The organism is Noviherbaspirillum sp. Root189, from assembly GCF_001428545.1.
Lineage (GTDB): Bacteria > Pseudomonadota > Gammaproteobacteria > Burkholderiales > Burkholderiaceae_D > Noviherbaspirillum.
The window spans coordinates 60,031-76,621 of sequence record NZ_LMHZ01000021.1; the positions used below are offsets into that span (position 1 = coordinate 60,031).

General features: G+C 58.9%; 23 protein-coding genes. 8 read left to right on the forward strand and 15 right to left on the reverse strand.

All coding sequences use genetic code 11. The features are described from left to right. Window positions 1–47: 47 nt before the first annotated feature. The 3 genes from ASE07_RS13895 to ASE07_RS13905 form a co-directional block, all read right to left on the reverse strand. Window positions 48–899, reverse strand: coding sequence for an SMP-30/gluconolactonase/LRE family protein (locus ASE07_RS13895; RefSeq protein ID WP_057291434.1), 852 nt, complete (start codon window positions 897–899; stop codon window positions 48–50). A gap of 144 nt (window positions 900–1,043) precedes the next feature. After that, the gene (locus ASE07_RS13900) at window positions 1,044–2,114 is read right to left on the reverse strand and encodes a flavodoxin family protein (RefSeq protein WP_057291435.1); all 1,071 of its coding nucleotides are present in this window, start codon (window positions 2,112–2,114) and stop codon (window positions 1,044–1,046) included. Between the two features lie 109 nt (window positions 2,115–2,223). Continuing rightward, on the reverse strand, window positions 2,224–2,550 hold the full coding sequence (locus tag ASE07_RS13905) for a hypothetical protein (protein ID WP_156396618.1): 327 nt from the start codon (window positions 2,548–2,550) through the stop codon (window positions 2,224–2,226). Between the two features lie 285 nt (window positions 2,551–2,835). Here ASE07_RS13905 and ASE07_RS13910 point away from each other — a divergent pair, with 285 nt between their 5' ends. Continuing rightward, window positions 2,836–4,911: a spermidine synthase gene (locus ASE07_RS13910; protein ID WP_057291437.1), complete on the forward strand. Its 2,076-nt coding sequence runs from the start codon at window positions 2,836–2,838 to the stop codon at window positions 4,909–4,911. A gap of 28 nt (window positions 4,912–4,939) precedes the next feature. Here the strand turns inward: ASE07_RS13910 and ASE07_RS13915 are convergent, their stop codons facing one another. The 4 genes from ASE07_RS13915 to ASE07_RS13925 all read right to left on the reverse strand — a co-directional run bounded on the left by ASE07_RS13915 (window position 4,940) and on the right by ASE07_RS13925 (window position 7,620). Next, window positions 4,940–6,484 (reverse strand): glycine betaine ABC transporter substrate-binding protein, encoded by a 1,545-nt coding sequence (locus ASE07_RS13915; protein ID WP_057291455.1) that lies wholly within the window; start codon window positions 6,482–6,484, stop codon window positions 4,940–4,942. Between the two features lie 142 nt (window positions 6,485–6,626). Then, window positions 6,627–6,779 carry a hypothetical protein gene (locus ASE07_RS28820; RefSeq protein WP_156396619.1) on the reverse strand — a complete coding sequence of 51 codons (153 nt, stop codon included), beginning with the start codon at window positions 6,777–6,779 and terminating at the stop codon, window positions 6,627–6,629. 80 nt (window positions 6,780–6,859) lie between these two features. Continuing rightward, window positions 6,860–7,111 carry a hypothetical protein gene (locus ASE07_RS13920; protein ID WP_235548472.1) on the reverse strand — a complete coding sequence of 84 codons (252 nt, stop codon included), beginning with the start codon at window positions 7,109–7,111 and terminating at the stop codon, window positions 6,860–6,862. After that, entirely contained in the window at window positions 7,111–7,620 is a 510-nt protein-coding gene (locus ASE07_RS13925; RefSeq protein WP_057291438.1) for a DUF1993 domain-containing protein, read from the reverse strand. Before ASE07_RS13925 ends, ASE07_RS13920 begins: the two co-directional genes overlap by 1 nt. 155 nt (window positions 7,621–7,775) lie before the next feature. Here ASE07_RS13925 and ASE07_RS13930 point away from each other — a divergent pair, with 155 nt between their 5' ends. The 3 genes from ASE07_RS13930 to ASE07_RS13940 all read left to right on the forward strand — a co-directional run bounded on the left by ASE07_RS13930 (window position 7,776) and on the right by ASE07_RS13940 (window position 8,991). Next, window positions 7,776–8,180, forward strand: a complete 405-nt coding sequence (locus ASE07_RS13930) for a nuclear transport factor 2 family protein (RefSeq protein WP_057291439.1) — start codon at window positions 7,776–7,778, stop codon at window positions 8,178–8,180. 263 nt (window positions 8,181–8,443) lie between these two features. Continuing rightward, the gene (locus tag ASE07_RS13935) at window positions 8,444–8,686 is read left to right on the forward strand and encodes a GlsB/YeaQ/YmgE family stress response membrane protein (RefSeq protein WP_057291440.1); all 243 of its coding nucleotides are present in this window, start codon (window positions 8,444–8,446) and stop codon (window positions 8,684–8,686) included. Between the two features lie 125 nt (window positions 8,687–8,811). After that, window positions 8,812–8,991, forward strand: a complete 180-nt coding sequence (locus ASE07_RS13940; RefSeq protein ID WP_057291441.1) for a hypothetical protein — start codon at window positions 8,812–8,814, stop codon at window positions 8,989–8,991. Between the two features lie 119 nt (window positions 8,992–9,110). Here the strand turns inward: ASE07_RS13940 and ASE07_RS28825 are convergent, their stop codons facing one another. Continuing rightward, window positions 9,111–9,302 (reverse strand): hypothetical protein, encoded by a 192-nt coding sequence (locus tag ASE07_RS28825; RefSeq protein ID WP_156396621.1) that lies wholly within the window; start codon window positions 9,300–9,302, stop codon window positions 9,111–9,113. 240 nt (window positions 9,303–9,542) lie between these two features. Here ASE07_RS28825 and ASE07_RS13945 point away from each other — a divergent pair, with 240 nt between their 5' ends. From ASE07_RS13945 to ASE07_RS13955, 3 genes are all read left to right on the forward strand, one after another. Then, window positions 9,543–9,992 (forward strand): DUF2846 domain-containing protein, encoded by a 450-nt coding sequence (locus ASE07_RS13945; RefSeq protein WP_057291442.1) that lies wholly within the window; start codon window positions 9,543–9,545, stop codon window positions 9,990–9,992. 61 nt (window positions 9,993–10,053) lie between these two features. Next, window positions 10,054–11,349: a hypothetical protein gene (locus ASE07_RS13950; protein ID WP_057291443.1), complete on the forward strand. Its 1,296-nt coding sequence runs from the start codon at window positions 10,054–10,056 to the stop codon at window positions 11,347–11,349. Window positions 11,350–11,499: 150 nt separating this feature from the next. After that, window positions 11,500–12,339, forward strand: coding sequence for a MipA/OmpV family protein (locus ASE07_RS13955; protein WP_057291444.1), 840 nt, complete (start codon window positions 11,500–11,502; stop codon window positions 12,337–12,339). 48 nt (window positions 12,340–12,387) lie between these two features. On the opposite strand, the gene ASE07_RS13960 is transcribed toward ASE07_RS13955, so the two are convergent. The 7 genes from ASE07_RS13960 to ASE07_RS13985 all read right to left on the reverse strand — a co-directional run bounded on the left by ASE07_RS13960 (window position 12,388) and on the right by ASE07_RS13985 (window position 16,140). Continuing rightward, window positions 12,388–12,993 (reverse strand): LysE family translocator, encoded by a 606-nt coding sequence (locus ASE07_RS13960; RefSeq protein WP_057291445.1) that lies wholly within the window; start codon window positions 12,991–12,993, stop codon window positions 12,388–12,390. After that, on the reverse strand, window positions 12,990–13,340 hold the full coding sequence (locus ASE07_RS13965; RefSeq protein WP_057291446.1) for an antibiotic biosynthesis monooxygenase family protein: 351 nt from the start codon (window positions 13,338–13,340) through the stop codon (window positions 12,990–12,992). The genes ASE07_RS13960 and ASE07_RS13965 overlap by 4 nt, the downstream gene beginning before the upstream one ends. A 179-nt stretch (window positions 13,341–13,519) precedes the next feature. After that, window positions 13,520–13,870, reverse strand: a complete 351-nt coding sequence (locus tag ASE07_RS13970; RefSeq protein WP_057291447.1) for a CzcE family metal-binding protein — start codon at window positions 13,868–13,870, stop codon at window positions 13,520–13,522. A 216-nt stretch (window positions 13,871–14,086) separates the two neighbouring features. Then, complete coding sequence (locus tag ASE07_RS13975; RefSeq protein WP_057291448.1) at window positions 14,087–14,359, reverse strand: hypothetical protein; 273 nt, start codon at window positions 14,357–14,359, stop codon at window positions 14,087–14,089. Between the two features lie 124 nt (window positions 14,360–14,483). After that, entirely contained in the window at window positions 14,484–15,392 is a 909-nt protein-coding gene (locus ASE07_RS13980) for a PRC-barrel domain-containing protein (RefSeq protein WP_057291449.1), read from the reverse strand. Window positions 15,393–15,523: 131 nt separating this feature from the next. Beyond that, complete coding sequence (locus ASE07_RS28830) at window positions 15,524–15,676, reverse strand: hypothetical protein (RefSeq protein ID WP_156396623.1); 153 nt, start codon at window positions 15,674–15,676, stop codon at window positions 15,524–15,526. Further along, window positions 15,673–16,140: an Lrp/AsnC family transcriptional regulator gene (locus ASE07_RS13985; RefSeq protein WP_057291450.1), complete on the reverse strand. Its 468-nt coding sequence runs from the start codon at window positions 16,138–16,140 to the stop codon at window positions 15,673–15,675. The genes ASE07_RS28830 and ASE07_RS13985 overlap by 4 nt, the downstream gene beginning before the upstream one ends. Before the next feature lie 124 nt (window positions 16,141–16,264). Here ASE07_RS13985 and ASE07_RS13990 point away from each other — a divergent pair, with 124 nt between their 5' ends. Beyond that, window positions 16,265–16,528 carry an RBBP9/YdeN family alpha/beta hydrolase gene (locus tag ASE07_RS13990; RefSeq protein ID WP_057291451.1) on the forward strand — a complete coding sequence of 88 codons (264 nt, stop codon included), beginning with the start codon at window positions 16,265–16,267 and terminating at the stop codon, window positions 16,526–16,528. Window positions 16,529–16,591 lie beyond the last annotated feature (63 nt).

Genomic DNA, 16,591 nt, shown 5'->3' on the forward strand with positions numbered 1-16,591 from the left:
TGCGCCTTGAGTGTGCTTAGCGTACGTCACAGTACGTCAGAGTAAGCTCAGGGCAAACCGGCTCCCGGTACCTGCACGCGCATGGCCTGGATGCGTCCGGTTCGTTCCGCGAGTGCTCGCTGCTCCCTGGAGACACGGCCGGTGACCATGAACAGTGTGCGGCGCTCAGGGCCGCCCAGCGTGCAGGCGATCGCCTGGTCGGGTACGACTATCCTGTCCAGGATAGCCCCGCCTTCGCGGACACGCAGGAATTCAGAGGTGGGTGGCGATGCGACCCAGACCGCAGCTTCGGCATCCAGGCAGATGCCGTCTGGCGAGGCGTCGCCCAGCGCTGCCCACACACGCCGGCCGCTTAACGTGCCATCGTCGGCGATGTCGAATGCCGTCAGCCGCTTGCCAAAGGTTTCCGCGACGATCAGCGTTGCATGATCCGGCGTAATCACGCAGCCGTTTGGAAACAGCAGATCATCGGCCACCTGGCGGACGCTGCCGTCGGTATCGACCATCATCAGCACTGTCGATTGCGCCGCTGCCCGGTTAAGCAAGTCGAATCCGAAATTGCCGATGTAGGCGCGGCCGCGATGATCGACCACCATGTCATTGCAATGATGCGGCAAGACAGCGCTGAGATCAGCCACGGTATTGAGCCCGTCGTTGTCCAGGCGCAGCAGACGACGGTCGGTCATCGATACCACCAGCATGCGCCCATCCGGAAGCCATCCGAGGCCAGATGGCTGGCCTGCGACTTCGCACACGGTCTCCGGTTCGCCGCCCATTCGCAGTCGCGTCACCTTGCGCGTATAGAAGTCGGAAAACCATAACATGTCGTCGTGCCAGCGCGGCGCCTCCGCAAAGGCGAGTCCGTCAACGACGGTCTCGATATGTATGCCTGATTGCATGGGTCTCTCCTGGGCCGATTGTGATTATGCTTGTGATTGTGATTGTGCTCGTCATTGTGATTGGCATTCTTTTATCGCCTGTCTTGCTGGCCGGAATGCATGCAGGACATGGTTTGTGCGTACCCATGACGCTTGGCATGTGCGCTATTTCGGCCGAGGGTCCTGCAAGTCGCTGCCCGGCATTGACAAGCGGTGTGCCCGCAGATCACGTACGGCATTGGCGACGGCACGCGCGACATTGCGCGTTTCTTCCTGCACTTTGTCGTCATGATCCAGCGTTTCATGGCTTTGCGCATAGGGCTCGTAATAGCCAATGAAACGATCCAGCCGCGAATGCTTGCCGGCGTCGATCAGGCCCATCCAGTCAAGCCAGTCGGACAGGCCGTGCCGCACGCCCTCGATACCGGCGACATCGCCGTGCACGACCACGCCGTACACTCGTCCCGCCAGGTGCTTTGGATAGGACCAGCCGGCATTTTCCATGGCCTTGGCTTTTTCGGCGTCCTTGCCCGAGGTGCTGGTCGGGTCGGGATTGCCGCCGTCGGCGCAGACCAGCCTGTCCATCATCAGCTTGAGTACGCTGGGCGTCTGGTACCAGTACACCGGTGTGAGGATGATCACCGCATGCGCGGATACCCACTTTTCGTAGATGTCGTTCATCCAGTCGTTCGTCATGCGCAAGCCGTGGTTGGGATAGCAGCTGCAGGGCCAATGGCACAGCGGCATGGCGGTCGATGCGCATCCCTTGCAGGGGTGGATATGCCGGTCATAGTCCGAAATCAGCAGGCTGAGGTCGAGCAAGTCGACTTCCATGCCTTGCCCGGCAAGTACTTCGCTCGCCATTTGGGTCAGGCGGAATGTCTTCGATATTTCACCGGGACAGGAGCCGTCATTGCGTGCCGAGCCGCAGATCAGCAATACACGTGAAGGCGTCGCAGGATCCTTTTGTCGCGCTTCAGCCGCGAGCAGGCGCTCGTGCGCTGCACGCCATTCGACCGACAGATCGTAATCGGGATCGGCAAAGCCTGGTCCGGCCTTGGTCGTGACTGGCGCCTTGTGGCTATGAATATAGTTGTCCCATGCAATTTCTTCGACGCTGCGTAGCGCATCCCTGGCTTTGTCGAATGCGGGGTCCATATAGGAGCGGTAGAAGCGAACACGGAACTCATCGCGTGTCAGTTTGGGCGGAGCTTGCCCGGTGCGCGGTTTGGTCATTGTCGACGGGAAAGGGGGTGATGTGTCGATTCTACGCACCGGCTCCCGTCGCGGACTTGCTGAAGCTCAAGCGGAATCCAAGGGTTCCGCCTGGCTCAGAGATACATGCTTACTGGTGGAAACGTCGCTGCGCGTGCTGGCGATCACCGTCATGACGCAGCTTCTGGAGTCCTGGCGGTTCGCCGCCAAACCACATCCATTGCGGATCGGTCGCTCCCCGATTCAGGCACCAGGTGTGCCAGCGCATGGTCGCGTAGAACCCCAGGGTGATGGCAGTCAGGGCAAGCAGGACCGCAGCGCCTATCCATGCAAATACCGCGACCAGCGATACGTCAGGAATCGTCCTGCGGGAAAAGAAAATGATCATGGCGGAAATCGCGATCACGCAGGTCAGGACGCGAGCGAAAAATCCGAAGCGGGCCTTACGGGTCATCATGCCTCCTTTCGGCGATGCGGCTGTAGCTCAAGAATACCAGATGCGCCGTCGCAATCTGAAACTGATTGCCTGTGCGGTCCCGCCCGACTAAGCAATGGGAAGGGGTTCATACCGGTTGGAGATCACATATCGCTGGATGGTTCAGTTCTCGCTGCGCGCTGGCGCGGGTCAATGGAGATTGATCGATACCAAGCACGCAAACTCGGTTTCTCCCGAGCGGTCATATCGGCTTGATACCAGATTATTAATTATCAGCGCCACGCCGGCTTACCTTCCTCCTCGCCAATGACCAGACTCCTCTTTGCCGGCACCATCTTTACCAGCGCTTTCCTGTTGTTCCTGGTGCAGCCGCTGGTGTCGAAACAGATCCTTCCCTGGTTCGGTGGCTCGGCGGCGGTCTGGGCGACCTGCATGGTGTTTTTTCAGGTCGTGTTGCTAGCCGGGTACGCCTATGCGGACCTGACGACGCGCCATCTTGGTCCGCGCCGCCAGGTGGGTTTGCATATTGTGCTATTGCTGGCCAGCGCCTTGCTGCTGCCCATCGTCGCCGATCCCGGCTTGAAGCCGGCGGGTGGCGACGATCCGGCGTTGCGCATCCTGCTCCTGCTGATACTGACGATGGGCTTGCCGTATTTTCTGCTGTCGACCACCGGGCCACTGGTGCAGGCCTGGCTGACACGCTCGGTTGTCGATGCCCGCGTGTATCGCTTTTATGCCTTGTCGAATTTTGCGTCCTTGCTGGCGCTGGTTGCTTACCCATTTCTGATCGAGCCGCGCGCTACGCTGCTGTCGCAGGCAATGGCATGGTCAGTGCTGTATGGCATGTTTATCGTGTTGTGCGCGTTGTCGGGCCTGATGTTTGCGCGGCATGCGTCGCTGCGCCCTCTCGACCCGCTCCACCCTAGCCACCCTAGCCATCCTCGCCACCATTCAATGGCGGGCGATACCCCCGCACCGCCTGAAGCTGCTGCGGTCCACCCGCCCACTTTAGGCGACCATGCAACCTGGCTTGCCCTGTCGGCAATGGGATCATGGATGCTGCTGGCGGTGACCAATCACATTACTCAAAACATTGCGGCGGTACCTTTCCTGTGGCTGCTACCGTTGACGATTTATCTTCTCAGCTTCATCCTGTGCTTCGAAAGCGACCGCTGGTACCGGCGCAAACTGTTCCTGTTGCCGGTTGCCGCCGCGCTGGCCTTGTGTGCCTATGGCTTGCAGGACGGGGTGTTGGGTTTCAACATCCGTACGGCGATTCCTCTTTATGCAACCGGACTGTTTTTCATGTGCATGTTCTTGCATGGCGAGCTGGCCATGCTGCGACCGTCACCGCGTTATCTGACGCGTTTTTACCTGATGCTGTCGCTGGGTGGTGCGCTCGGCGGCATTGCGGTGGGCCTGCTGGCACCGCGACTCTTGCCCGGTTATTACGAACTCGGCATCGGACTGGCCATCGTGGCCTTGCTGGCAGGCTGGCTGTTTCGAGGGCGGCTGCCGCTGATGATTGGTGCACTGCTGCTGGCCTTGCTGTGCGGCAGCTTTTTTTATAAGCAAGTTGCGGCCGGTCGCAAAGATGCACATACGCTGATGCGCAGCTTTTACGGTAGCCTGCGCATCGCCGATACGCATCATGTCAACGCCATCGACAACGTGCGTGGCTTGTACCATGGGGCGATCCGGCATGGCGAGCAATTCCTCGACCCGGCGCGGCGCAGGGAGCCTACCAGTTACTATGGCCGGGAAACCGGCATAGGCCTTGCGATCAACAATGCGCGTCGGGATATGCGCAAGATTGGCTTGATCGGGCTGGGAAGCGGTACGCTGGCCGCGTATGGACGAGTCGGCGATGTGTATCGCTTTTACGAAATCAACCCCCAAGTAATCGCCCTAGCGCAATCGGAGTTCAGCTTCCTCAAAGACAGTCCGGCGCGCATCGAAACCGTGCTGGGCGATGCGCGTCTGACCCTGGAAAAGGAAGCGCCGCAGGGATTCGATGTCCTGGCGGTCGATGCTTTTTCAGGGGACGCCATACCGGTGCACCTGCTCACGCGTGAAGCAATGGATGTGTATCTGCGTCACATGCGACCGGACGGCATTATCGCCTTTCATGTGACCAACCGTTTTCTGTCGCTGGCGCCGGTGGTGCAACAGATCGCCGCAGCGCGTGGACTCAACGCCTTACTGATCCATGATGACGGAATGCGCACTACGCGGCACAAGACCGACTGGGTGCTGGTGGCGCGCGATGCGCACACACTTGCTGCGGAAGCCTTTCGCAAGGGCAGCACATCGATTCCGGTGATTCCGGGCTTGCGTCCCTGGACCGATGATTTCAACAATCTGTTTGACGTTCTTAAGTGACGGTTGCCAAAGCGCACCGCTGCATGTCCTAGCGCCGCGCATGCGCGATGGCACGGTAGCCGGGAAGCAGTCTTTCGATAATCTCGAACACGACTTGCGTCACCAGCGCCAGTGCTGCCGCCGGCAGCGCACCGGCCAGCAGCATGTTGTTGTCATTGATTGCCAGTCCCGTTGCAATGCGTTCTCCATATCCACCCGCACCAATGAAGGCTGCGATGGTGGCCGTGCCCACACTCATCACTGCGGCGGTCTTGATGCCTGCGAGAATGACCGGCAGCGCAAGCGGCAGGTCGATATGGCGCAAGCGCGCGCCGGTCGTCATGCCGAGCGCGTGTGCTGCCATGCGCAAGCCACCCGGTACCTGTTCCATGCCGATGCTGGTATTGCGCACGATAGGCAGCAAGGCATACAGGAAGAGGGCGATCAATGCCGGCACCATGCCGATGGTTCCCAGCAGCGGGATCAGCATCGCGAGCAGGGCCAGCGACGGCACGGTCTGCAGTACGCCGACGACCGCCATGACAACGTGTCGCAGGCGCGGCATGAAGGCGGCGACGACGCCAAGCGGTACACCAACGACAGTGGCCGTCAGTACCGAGAACATGACCAGCAGCAGATGCTCGCGCGTCAGACGCCAGAGCTGGCCATCGACCAGCCTGGCCCAGAATCCTGTTCCCGGCTCTGCCTGTCGTGCGGTCGCGGATTGGGTGGCCGGCGTCAGGAAGGCACTGGCGATGGATGCGAAAGACTTGCCGTCCAGTTCAGCCGCGGCATTCATCGTCACCATCTGCGATTCTGAAATCTTGCCCTGTAAACCCTGTAATGCGCGCCATGCTTCGGGGAAGCGCTGTGCGATGTCGCGCCGGTACAGCAGCAGGGCGTCATAGCGTGGAAAGTATCCTGCATCGTCTTTCAGTACGCGCAAACCGTACTGGCGGATCTTGGCATCTGTCGCATAGATGTCGATGACATCGACCTGGCCGGCCGCTAAGGCTTCATAGGCAACACCATGATCAAGACCGACAGGTTGTTGCGGCAGGCGGTAGCGCGTCGCCAGACCCGGCCATCCATCTGCGCGACCAATAAATTCGTGCGATAAGCCAAAGCGCAGGCCCGGATGTTGCGCGAGGTCACTGAGTGTAGTGAGTTCAGCACCAGCACTGGTTCCAACACTCGCAGCGCCATCTTTTTCCTTGCCGCGAGTGGCAAGCGAATAACTGTTGTTGAAGCCCAGGGGAATGCCGGCGGCGAGACCGAGCGGCGCAAGTTCGCGGTTGATATCTTCCAGCGACACCGCGGTTGTGTGCTTCAGTATTTCCTGCGAGATGGTGCCGAGATACTCGGGATAAACATCGATGCTGCCAGACTTGAGCGCTTCAAATACGATCGCCGTGTTACCGAGGCCCTGCTTGTGTTCCGCGCTGGCCGAACCTGTGTAAGGTGCCGCAGTTTGTCGAACAACTTCGCCCAGAATGTACGATTCGGTAAACCGCTTGGAGCCGACGCGCAGCGCGTCAGCGGCGTAGGCCTGCGCACCAGCCAGTAATACCAATCCCAACCCATAACGCACCATGAGATCGCGTCTTTTTTCCGGGGGCGCCGAGCCGCCTGCCTGCGTTGCACTCGTCGTCAATAGCCCGCTATTGACTCCTCCTGCGCCTTGCCAGTCAAAAAAATCCATCGCGATGGCGCAGGCAAGCCACGCTCGCCGTGGCTTACGCGACAAGATCGGCAACCGTCGCATGCAGCATGGAATACGAGACCGCACCGCGCAGTACCGAGGCTTCACCAAGCGGGGCCTTGCGGCTGCGCGGTTGTACCGGCAGCAATTGCAGTCGCATGCCAGCGCACGGCGACGCGATAGCCATGGTTTTCCTTTCTCTGTCACGCTGCCCGTATGCGTTCTTTCCATGGGTTTAACGTCGTCGAACCAATCCGTTCGCAGCAGTTATTGACCGGGTTTGCCGGGCAGCGTGCACTGCGCATCGCGAAACGGCCCTGCTACCTGTTCCCACCCCTCGCCCGGCGATACCTGCGCGCAGGTGTCGGTGCGGGTCACCTTGCTGCGCCATTTGTGCCACGCGGCGGGTGCGCCATGCGTTATGACCGCGGCACAACCAAGCACAAGCAGAAGCGCTGCTGTCGCAAGCACCGGTCGATTCCCGATCCGCGTGTGCGGCTTGCTGTCCCGTGCACGCATCAGAAACTGCCCATGAAATCACGCTTGCCGACCTCCACGCCATTGTGGCGCAGGATCGCGTAGGCAGTGGTGACATGGAACAGGAACTGTGGCATGGCGTAATGCAGCAGATAGGCTTGGCCGGTAAATTTTCTTTCACGCGGCGTGCCGGGCTGGATCACGATTTCACGTTCTTCGCTGCCGTCGATCTGCGCGGCGGTGACGCCATCGATCAAGGCCAGTGTCTTGTTGATCCGTGCATGCAATTCTTCAAACGTCTGTTCCGTGTCTTCATAGCCGGGAACCGGTACACCTGCCAGACGCGTGGTGGCCGCCTTGGCAAAGTCGCTGGCCAGCTGTACCTGGCGCGTCAACGCAAACATGTCCGGGAAAAGCCGTGCCTGCAAAAAAACGTCCGGATCGATTTTCTTTGCAGCGGCATGGGCTTCGGCCTTGTTAAGAAGCGCATTTAGGCTAGTCAGCAGCTGGCGGAAAACGGGAACGGATGCGGCGTACATTGATATTGCCATGAGGCTCTCCTGGAAACTGGTTCGCCGAGTATAGCCCTGCCAGCGCGACGCTGCAGGCGATGCGCGGGCTTGATCTGACACAAACGCAGGCCCGTCTGGCGACCTATCGTGAAGCGGGTGCATCTTTGTGATGCGCCATCACCAAGGAGAGCGTCATGAATGAACAGCAAAATACGCAACTGGTCCGTCAGGCTTATGAGTGCTTCCAGGCAGGTGATATTCCAGGATTGATGGACTTGTGCGCAGAAGATATTGAATGGAAACTGGATCCCACTGAAGGCGTGCCTTTCACTGGTGCCAGGCGCGGAAAGGGCGCTGTCATGGAATTTTTCAGCACCCTGGACCAGTCGCAACATCCGCTGCATTTTGAACCGCGCGAGTTTATTGCCCAAGGCGACAAAGTCGTCGCACTGGGACACTATGCATGGAGCGTCAAGTCCACTGATCGCGTGTTTGAAAGCGACTGGGCGGAAATCTTCACGATCCGCGACGGGAAAATTGCAGGCTTCCGCGAGTTCACCGACACCGCTGCTGGCGCTGCCGCTTACCGGCCGCAGTAAGTGCCGTACCGTGCCTGCTTTAACGCCCGCGGTCGATGCTGGCGGTCGATGGAATCTGCTTCAAGGCAAGACAACCATGGATGATTGCGCGAATCATTGCGCAATTGCCAATTTGCTGATCCTGGCGATTGAGAGGGGTCAACCGACAAGAATGCAGGCGACGTATCGTGTCTTTAGAGAGTGCGTCCCTGCCTGTTATCCACTGTCTGCTGTGTATTGGCGGGGGGTTGAGCGAAGAGTAGCCTGATCCAAAGGAGAAGCGAATGGAATTACTGTGGTTTATCCTGATTGGCCTGATAGCAGGTTGGCTGGCCAGCGCCATTGTCGGTGGCGGCTTTGGTCTGGTCGGCGATATCGTCGTCGGTATTGTCGGTTCTTTCCTCGGCGGCTTTCTGTTCCGTACCCTAGGCGTATCGGCCGGCGGTGGAATGTTGGGCAGCATCATTGTGGCAACAGTAGGTGCAATCGTGCTGATACTGCTGCTGCGTCTGGTAAAACGCGCTTAGCTTGACAGGCTGCACATATCCATGGGTTCTTGCCTCGACAGGAAGAATAAAACTGAATCTTTCGCCATGACGGCTTGTCTACGATAGCTCAACGTTTTATTTTTCGACAACTGTCGAGGTATACCATGAACAATGACAATGCAACTCCCCCGAAGAAAGCAGAACCCGTCACCGAGGCTGATGCGAAGTCGATTGATGGCAAGTCCGGTCGCAGCAATCAAACCAGCCATGATGAAAAGAGCCATCACAAAGCCGGCTCCGATCAAGGTGCTGGCGGTGGCAAGAAGCAGGAACGCCACCATTGACAGACATACAGCCAGGCCGGCTTACGGCCTGGCGTTTGTTATCGCGTAGTAAAGTTTATCCAGGGCGCCGTCACGGCGCCTTGTGTCTTTTATGAGCTGTGATTTCATCAGCTTGCCACTTAATCGCGGCTGCTGACCTGTCGCAGCAAGGCTTCGGTGACTTCCACAATGGACTTTCCGGCAAACTCGGATCCCATTGCCTGCGGCAGGTCTTGTGTTGACGCATCGACGTTCTTTCCCGCCCACTTATCCATCAGACGCGACAACACTGTCGCGGCATCCACCATTCCACTGTTTCTACGATCACGCATAGCACCTCCAAAGAAAGCTTGGTTTCCAAAAATCAATTTTGGTTCTGCTATGCAATAAATTTTTTCGGACGAGAGGTGCAAGTAGCAGAAAGTTATTTGACAACGGTCAGAAAATTAATTGCATCATTAATCGTACCCGCCAGCATGGAACACTCGCCAACCTTTCCCATGAACGTGGGAGATACAAGAAATTGGTCTTAAGGTAACCTATGCGCGCTTTTTTACGTCCTGGGAAATCGCATGTCCAACCCCTTTCGCTGTGCCGCTGCGCTGCTTGCCACGCTCTTGCTGTGTGCCGGATGCGCTTCGGTAAGAATGGCCAGCACCGAGCGGGACGCGGACGCCAAGGCGTTCCGGATTGATGGCAAAAATGCCACGATCTACGTTTACCGCCATGAAACCAAGGGCGCAGCGAGCACGCTGCCGGTCATCATGGATGGCAGGAAAATCGGCGATACCGCGGTCAAGACGTTCATACGCCTGGAAGTCACGCCGGGCGAGCATACCCTGGTGTCGCGCGCTGAAAACGATGCCGTGCTGTCGGTCAGGGCCGACGCGGGGAAACACTATTTCATCTGGCAGCAGGTCCACGCCGGCATGTCCGCACCGCGCTCGATGCTATCGCTGGTCGATGAAGCAACCGGCATGAAAGCCGTGCAGGAATGCGCACTAATCGAACAATGGTTCTGACTGCCTTGCAAGGCAGCCAGTGAACAACCGGATAACAGTCTATAAGAAGCAGGGAGAATTCATGTCAGTATCTGCACGCACAACGCTCGCTCTTTGCATGGCGGTCGCCAGCACTGCGGCCAACGCACAATCGCGCGGCCCCGTCGCCCAGTACTGGGTCGATCTCGCAACCACCAGCTTCTCGATTCCCGGCATGCCGGAAGAAGGAAGCATGGGTGGCATCGGTGGTGGGCTGTTAGGCAGCCTCATGGGAAACGCCGGCGGTGCGATGCCGGGCGGCGGTAGTCGCGGCAAGACGCTCGATGCCGAACTGTTCGTCCGCGCAAAGCCGGCGGGTGTGGAAGGGACGCATGCCATTCCTGCCGGCATGAACATGGGGCCGTCGCTGCTGCTCACGCCTTACCGTCCCCAGCAGGGAAGCCGCGATACCACGCGCGAAGACAGGCCGGAGACCATTGAAAAACCCAAGGGCCGTATTCTGATCTATTGGGGTTGCGGCGATGGTATCCGTCCTGGCCAGCCCAAGGTGTTCGATTTCAGCAAGCCGCAACACATGAGCGAATACGCCCAGTTCTTTGGCAGCCATGCGGGTGCCAGTGCCAGCCGGGGTGTGGAAAATCGCCCCGGCCATGCCCTGTGGCCCAATGAAAAGGATCCGAAACGGGTGCCGGACAACGCTTCGCTGCAGGGTGAGCAGGCGATCAGCGGCGACGGCGTGCCGGCCAGCCTGAAGTTCCATGTCGGCGCCGAACATGACTTCCTGCCCAAAGTGCAGATGAGCACACGCGGTATGCCAAAAGATGGCGTCCGGGTAAGCTGGAACACGATGCAGAACGCCAAAGCGTACTTTTTACTGGCACAAGGTGCGGCAAGCGGCCCGGACGGCGCGAAAGACATGGTTTTCTGGAGTTCCAGTGAGAAGCCCGACAACGGCGCGGCGCTGATGAACTACCAGTCTCCGGCACACATTACCAAACTGCTGCAGCAGAAAATCGTGCTGCAGCCATCGGCCGCTGATTGCACGGTACCGAAGGGCATCTTCGATAAGGCCGAAGGGGCGATGGTGAACATGATCGCCTATGGTCCGGAACTCAATGTGTCTTACCCGCAGCGCCCGCTCAAGGCGCCGGCTGACTGGCAACCGGAATGGACCGCGCGGGTCAGGATAAAGTCCACCGGCATGGCGATGCTGGGAATGGAAGACAGTACGGGCGAGCAGCGTGGCGGCAACTTTAGTAACAATGGCAGCAGCAATCACGACTATCAAAGCGGCCAGACGCGCGACGCTTCGCCCGGCATCCCGGTTCCCGACGTGCCGAATCCGGTCAAGCTGCTACGCGGACTGTTCGGCAACTGACCGACGCCCGGCGTTGATTCGGTTCGTGCAGCCAGTGCAGGCTACACTGGCGTTCGATCCGACAACGGTCAAACCATCCCTTGCTATTGGCGGGAGTCAATCAGGCCATTCGGTGTCAAACCGGATTATTTCCCTGAGTTACTCCCGCGGATGAACAAAATCCTTCTACCTGTGCCAGCGCTCATGCTGGCCGCCTCCCTGACGTACAGTCCTGCGCACGCGGATTCGCTACCCAAATGGGAGATCGGCGCCGGATTCGGCACCCTCAGCGTTCCCGATTATCGTGGCGCCGACACGCGCTCCAGCTATGTTTTTCCGAGCCCGTATTTTGTGTATCGCGGCGACATTCTGCATGCTGACCGCAGCGGCATGCGGGCATCCCTGTTCGAAAGCGACCGGGTGGAAATCAACCTCAGCCTGAACGCTTCGCTGCCGGGGCGCGGCAAGGACAATGCCTTACGGCGGGGCATGGAAGATTTGCGTCCTGTCTTGGAGCTTGGGCCGACGGCCGACCTGAGATTATGGAATTCGGCGGATGATCGGGTGCGTGTCGCCTTGCGCTTGCCGATGCGCGCCGGCGTCACCATCGAATCATCGCCGCGCCACATCGGCTGGTTGTTCTCGCCCAACCTGCTGCTGCAACTGCAGGACCCGGCAGGCTTGCGCGGCTGGAAACTGGGCGTGCAGGGCGGACCGCTGTACGCTACCCGCGATTACAACGGCTACCTGTATTCGGTGCGTGCAGCCGATGCCTTGCCCGGTCGTCCCGCCTACGCGGCACCCGGCGGCTACGCCGGCACACAACTGACAACGACCCTGTCACGGCGTTTCAGCCGGTACTGGGTCGGTGCTTTCCTGCGTTACGACCATCTGGGCGGCGCAGTATTCGAGGATAGTCCACTGATGCAGCGAAATAGTGCCGTCACTGGAGGACTGGCCGTCTCATGGGTGTTCGGTACCTCGTCCGAGAGGGTGGATGCGGAAGATTAGCGGATCAAACAGATCAGTTAAGGGCAGGCGCCATTCAGCAAGGTGCGGCTATGAAAACGCAACCAGTACACCGGCACCCATCATGATGCCGCCGGCAACGCAGTCGACCATGGCCTTCTGCGCTGGCGATGTCAGATACTTGCGCGCGGTTTCCGCTGCCATGCCGTAAGAAAGTGCCACTGCCGACATGACGCCGACGATAATCAGGCAAAGTACTGCATAGCTGCTCATGCTCAAGCCACGCAGGTCAATCACGGTCGGCAGCAGGGCGATGTAGAACATCACCGCCATTGGATTGGATAAAGTCATCGCCAGGCCAAGACCGGCATCCGCGACACGGCTGGATTTCGCGCCCGCATTGGGATCGAGTATCCGTCCCGCATTTCGCCAGCGCCGTATGCCCAGCCAGAACAGATACACGGCGCCCAAGATTTTCAGAAGCAGGAAGAAAGGGCCGGGCAGAGCCGCGAGCGCACCCAGGCCGATGGCCGCCGCAGTCATCAGCAACAGTTTGCCGCTGACAATGCCAACCGCCAGCGGGACGCTGGACCACATGCCGCCGGAGAGCGCGCGGCCCAGCAGGGCGGCGACTTCCGGACCCGGTGCTGCGGCCGAGGCGGCGAACGCCAGTGCAAAGACCAGATAGGGGTTCATGGCATCGCCATCGACGACGTGCCCATGCGTTCGCTGGGCGTCAAGTGCTCCGGGCCGCCGTCGCCAAAGGATTTGGCTACTTCCGACATGACGACATGGTATCCGCCATACCAGTGTTTGTACCCGCGTTTTGCTTCCAGGTGCTTGGGATGCGAGGAGAAGCGTTTCAACGCTTCCATGCTGTCCCAGTAGTAGGTGGTGTTGAGCAGTTGGCCATCGGCGGACTGCCGGGATTCTTCACCGAGAAACCCGCCCGTGGCGCGTGCGGCTTCGCTGATCAGTGCATTGAGGCGATCGAACTCTGCGTCGCGTTTTCCCGGCTGAAAAATAAAAGCGGCAGTCAACATGCCCTTCTCCCCGAATGGTGAAGGGCTACCTTAGCGTGCCACATCCGGCATGCCCCGGTACAGTCCATGAAATAAATCCACGACGTGGCATGTCCGGAGCACCGGTACAGTTCCGCTGGCGAGTCCGGGGAACGGAGCGGACGTTGCCGCTGTGGTGCTTGCTTCGGCGTTCTTCGGTGTTACTTGCTGCGGTCGCCGCCACCCATATAGCGCGGGTCCGGCGCGACATAGGCAGTCACGGTGTGATCAAGCAGTCCGGGTGGTGCGACACGATTCAATTCGAACGACGACATGCCGATCGGCAGCAAAAAATTCCAGGTGAAGGTTTTCTCACCTACAACGAATGTCACGATATCGCCGCCGGTAACATTGACGTACCGAGTGCCCGGTGTGATCGCGATGGTGCGTGTTGCCGCAGCGTCCGGCGCGGACATGCCGAGCAGATCGATACGCGGCGCGGCAGCGTAGGCAGGCAAGGCCGCCATCAACACGGCAGCCAATACCGGCGAAACAAGAAGTGAGGTTTTCATGGCGTGAATCAAGACTTGTGGGATACCCGTGGGCAGTAAGAGTAATAGAGTACAGGCGATCCACAAAAATTCAACGCCGCAAGTTATGGATGTTGGCCGCCGACAGGACCTGCGCAGCAGATCACCGAGTCGTGCTGTGCTGACTAGTTGCGGTAGTGCTGAACCCGGACTGCGAATGCAGCGCACCCAATAGACTATTCACAATTGCTTACTCACTCAGCGTTTCGGCGCCTCCTTGTTATGTGCACGCCTGAGATTCTTCAGGGGATAACGTGTGCCGCGCCAGTCTATTCCTTGCCGTGCCAGCGTATCCGCTTCATTGAGTGCCGACACAATGATCGACACACGCGGCAGTGCCTCGCCGTCAGCGGGCGGCATGTCTTTCAAGTGAGCGATCCGTCTCCAGCCGATCCCAACTTCAATGCAGACGGCAGCCACGACAACAAGCGAGACGATCGCAAGCCACAACGGCAGGTCGGAGAGGATCACGTTGAGGTTTTGTGTTGGCGTCTGGCGAGGCCCGGCAACTTGGTCTTCAAAAGTGTAGGCGGGAGTCGCCAGTTAAGCTATACCTGCACGGCTCCCGGTCTTACAGACACACAGACACGCGGCCTTAGCGCGAACCGCCGCTGCTGGTACTGGTTTCGCGTCCTGTCTGTGTGGCGCTTGGCGTCGATTTGGTTGCGGACTGGAAAGCGGCAAGCTGGTCCCGGATCTGTTGCTGGGCGCTCGGCGCATTCAGGTCCGGCCATTTGTTTTTCGGGAAGCCTTTTGCGGTCTCGATTTTGGGCTTGTCGATGTTGATGTAAGCATCGAGATCGGGGCGGCTCGGAAAGGTTAATGCGGCAAAGGGCAGGGCCACCAGTTTTTCCTCCGTGCTCCATGCCTTGTCGGCCTGCATCACCAGATACGATCCGGCATTACCCAAATTGACAACCACGTCGGCAATCTTTCCCGCATCATGCGCGGCGCGGTCGTTGATCTCTTTGCCGATCAGGTCGCTGGCCGACATCATGCGTGCGCCCGCAGGGGCGTGACGAACCGTTTCTTCCTTGAAAAAGTATCGGTCAACTTCACTGCGGTAACTGTCCCGGCTGAAATTGGCGGCCTGCTTTTTATCGAAGGCCGGCGCATTTTTCAGTTGTTCCTTGGTGACATTAAGAATAGGTGCCTCCTTCGCGCTACGTACCTGGATGCTGTTTGCAGGGACAGGCACTTGCCTGTCACCAATGCCGAGTGCGCCGCCAACGGAGAGCACCGCATACATTGCGCGCTCATTGTCGATGTCGAGCACGATGTCTTCAATCTTGCCAAGCTTCTCGCCTTGCGCATTCTCGACCTGCTTGCCGATCAGTTCACTGGCGCGCATATCGCGCGAGGTGCTCTGCCCATAGGAAGAACGGGCGGCAGGGGCGGCCGCAGGAGCAGCGTTACCTTGCGACATGACTGGCAATGCGGTCGCGGCAGTCAGGGTGAGAACAACAATCGTGCTCGCCAGTGTTTTTCCATTGTTCAATTTCATTATCAGACTCCTCGTGGCTTACATAAAGAATTTCTGTTCTTGCGAGGAGAATGAGCAAAATTTGCGCCTGCCCGAGCGCTGCCATGCAGGGTTAGAGAAAAGTAAGGGCTAAGCTTCTTCCTCACCGGCAGTCAGCTGGCGATAACACGCGATGCCATCGGCTCCGCCTTCGAAACATCCTTGTCGCGCAGACTGTGCAGCAGCATCGGAATGACCGCCGGCACGTCGGCTTTCGGGACTGAAGCGGTACCCATGCCGAGTCGCCGATGCAGCCAGCGCTTCACGGCCGCAGCGTCCCTTGTGGCGCTGTCAGCGGCTTGGATGGATAGCTTGCCAGCACCAGCGACGTCGTCACCGATCCCAGACTGGCGAGCGCGTCGATGGTGGCTTCGAGTTTCGGCATATGGGCAAAGCTGGCTTTCACCACGAAGCAATCCTCGCCGGTGACACGATGCGCTTCAAGGATTTCGGGTGTACGTTCGAACGCAGCAAGGCACTGGCTGATCTTTTCGTGCGTGGTGCGCAAGCGGATGATCGCGGTGATCTCATGGCCGAGCGCCCGGGGATTGATGCGGGCACCGTAGCCGGCGATGACGCCCGCTTGTTCGAGTGCGCGAATGCGCGAAGTCACTGCCGGTTGCGACAGGCCGATGATCTTGCCGATCTCGGTATTGCTCATCCTTGCATCGCGCTGCAGCAGTTCGATGATCTTCCAATCGAGCCTGTCGGCTTCAAACTTTGGTTTCATTCGCAAGCACCCCAAGGAAACAGGAATTTCCTTGCATCATACGATTAAAACCATGGCTCCTCCATGTCCGGCGACGATTTTTGTCGTTAGACTTTTTGCAAGTTCAACCGAGTAAGGAATATGCATGGATACGCAGATACTGGTCATGCCGGGGATACATGGTTCCGGGCCCAAACACTGGCAAACGCTGTGGGAAGCGCAACATCCGGACTATCGCCGGATACAGGTCGATGATTGGGATCGTCCATACTGCTCGTCCTGGGTCGCTGCCATTGATGAAGCGGTCGCTTCCGCACCGGTGCCCATGCTGCTGGTTGCGCATAGCCTGGGATGCCTGGCGAGCGTAACGTGGGCATATATGGACTCCCTCCAAAGTACAAGAGACTGACCGACGGGAATGACATTAGGGAGAAGCCTGCAGTCGTATATCCGGCATCTAATGTGGACTCTG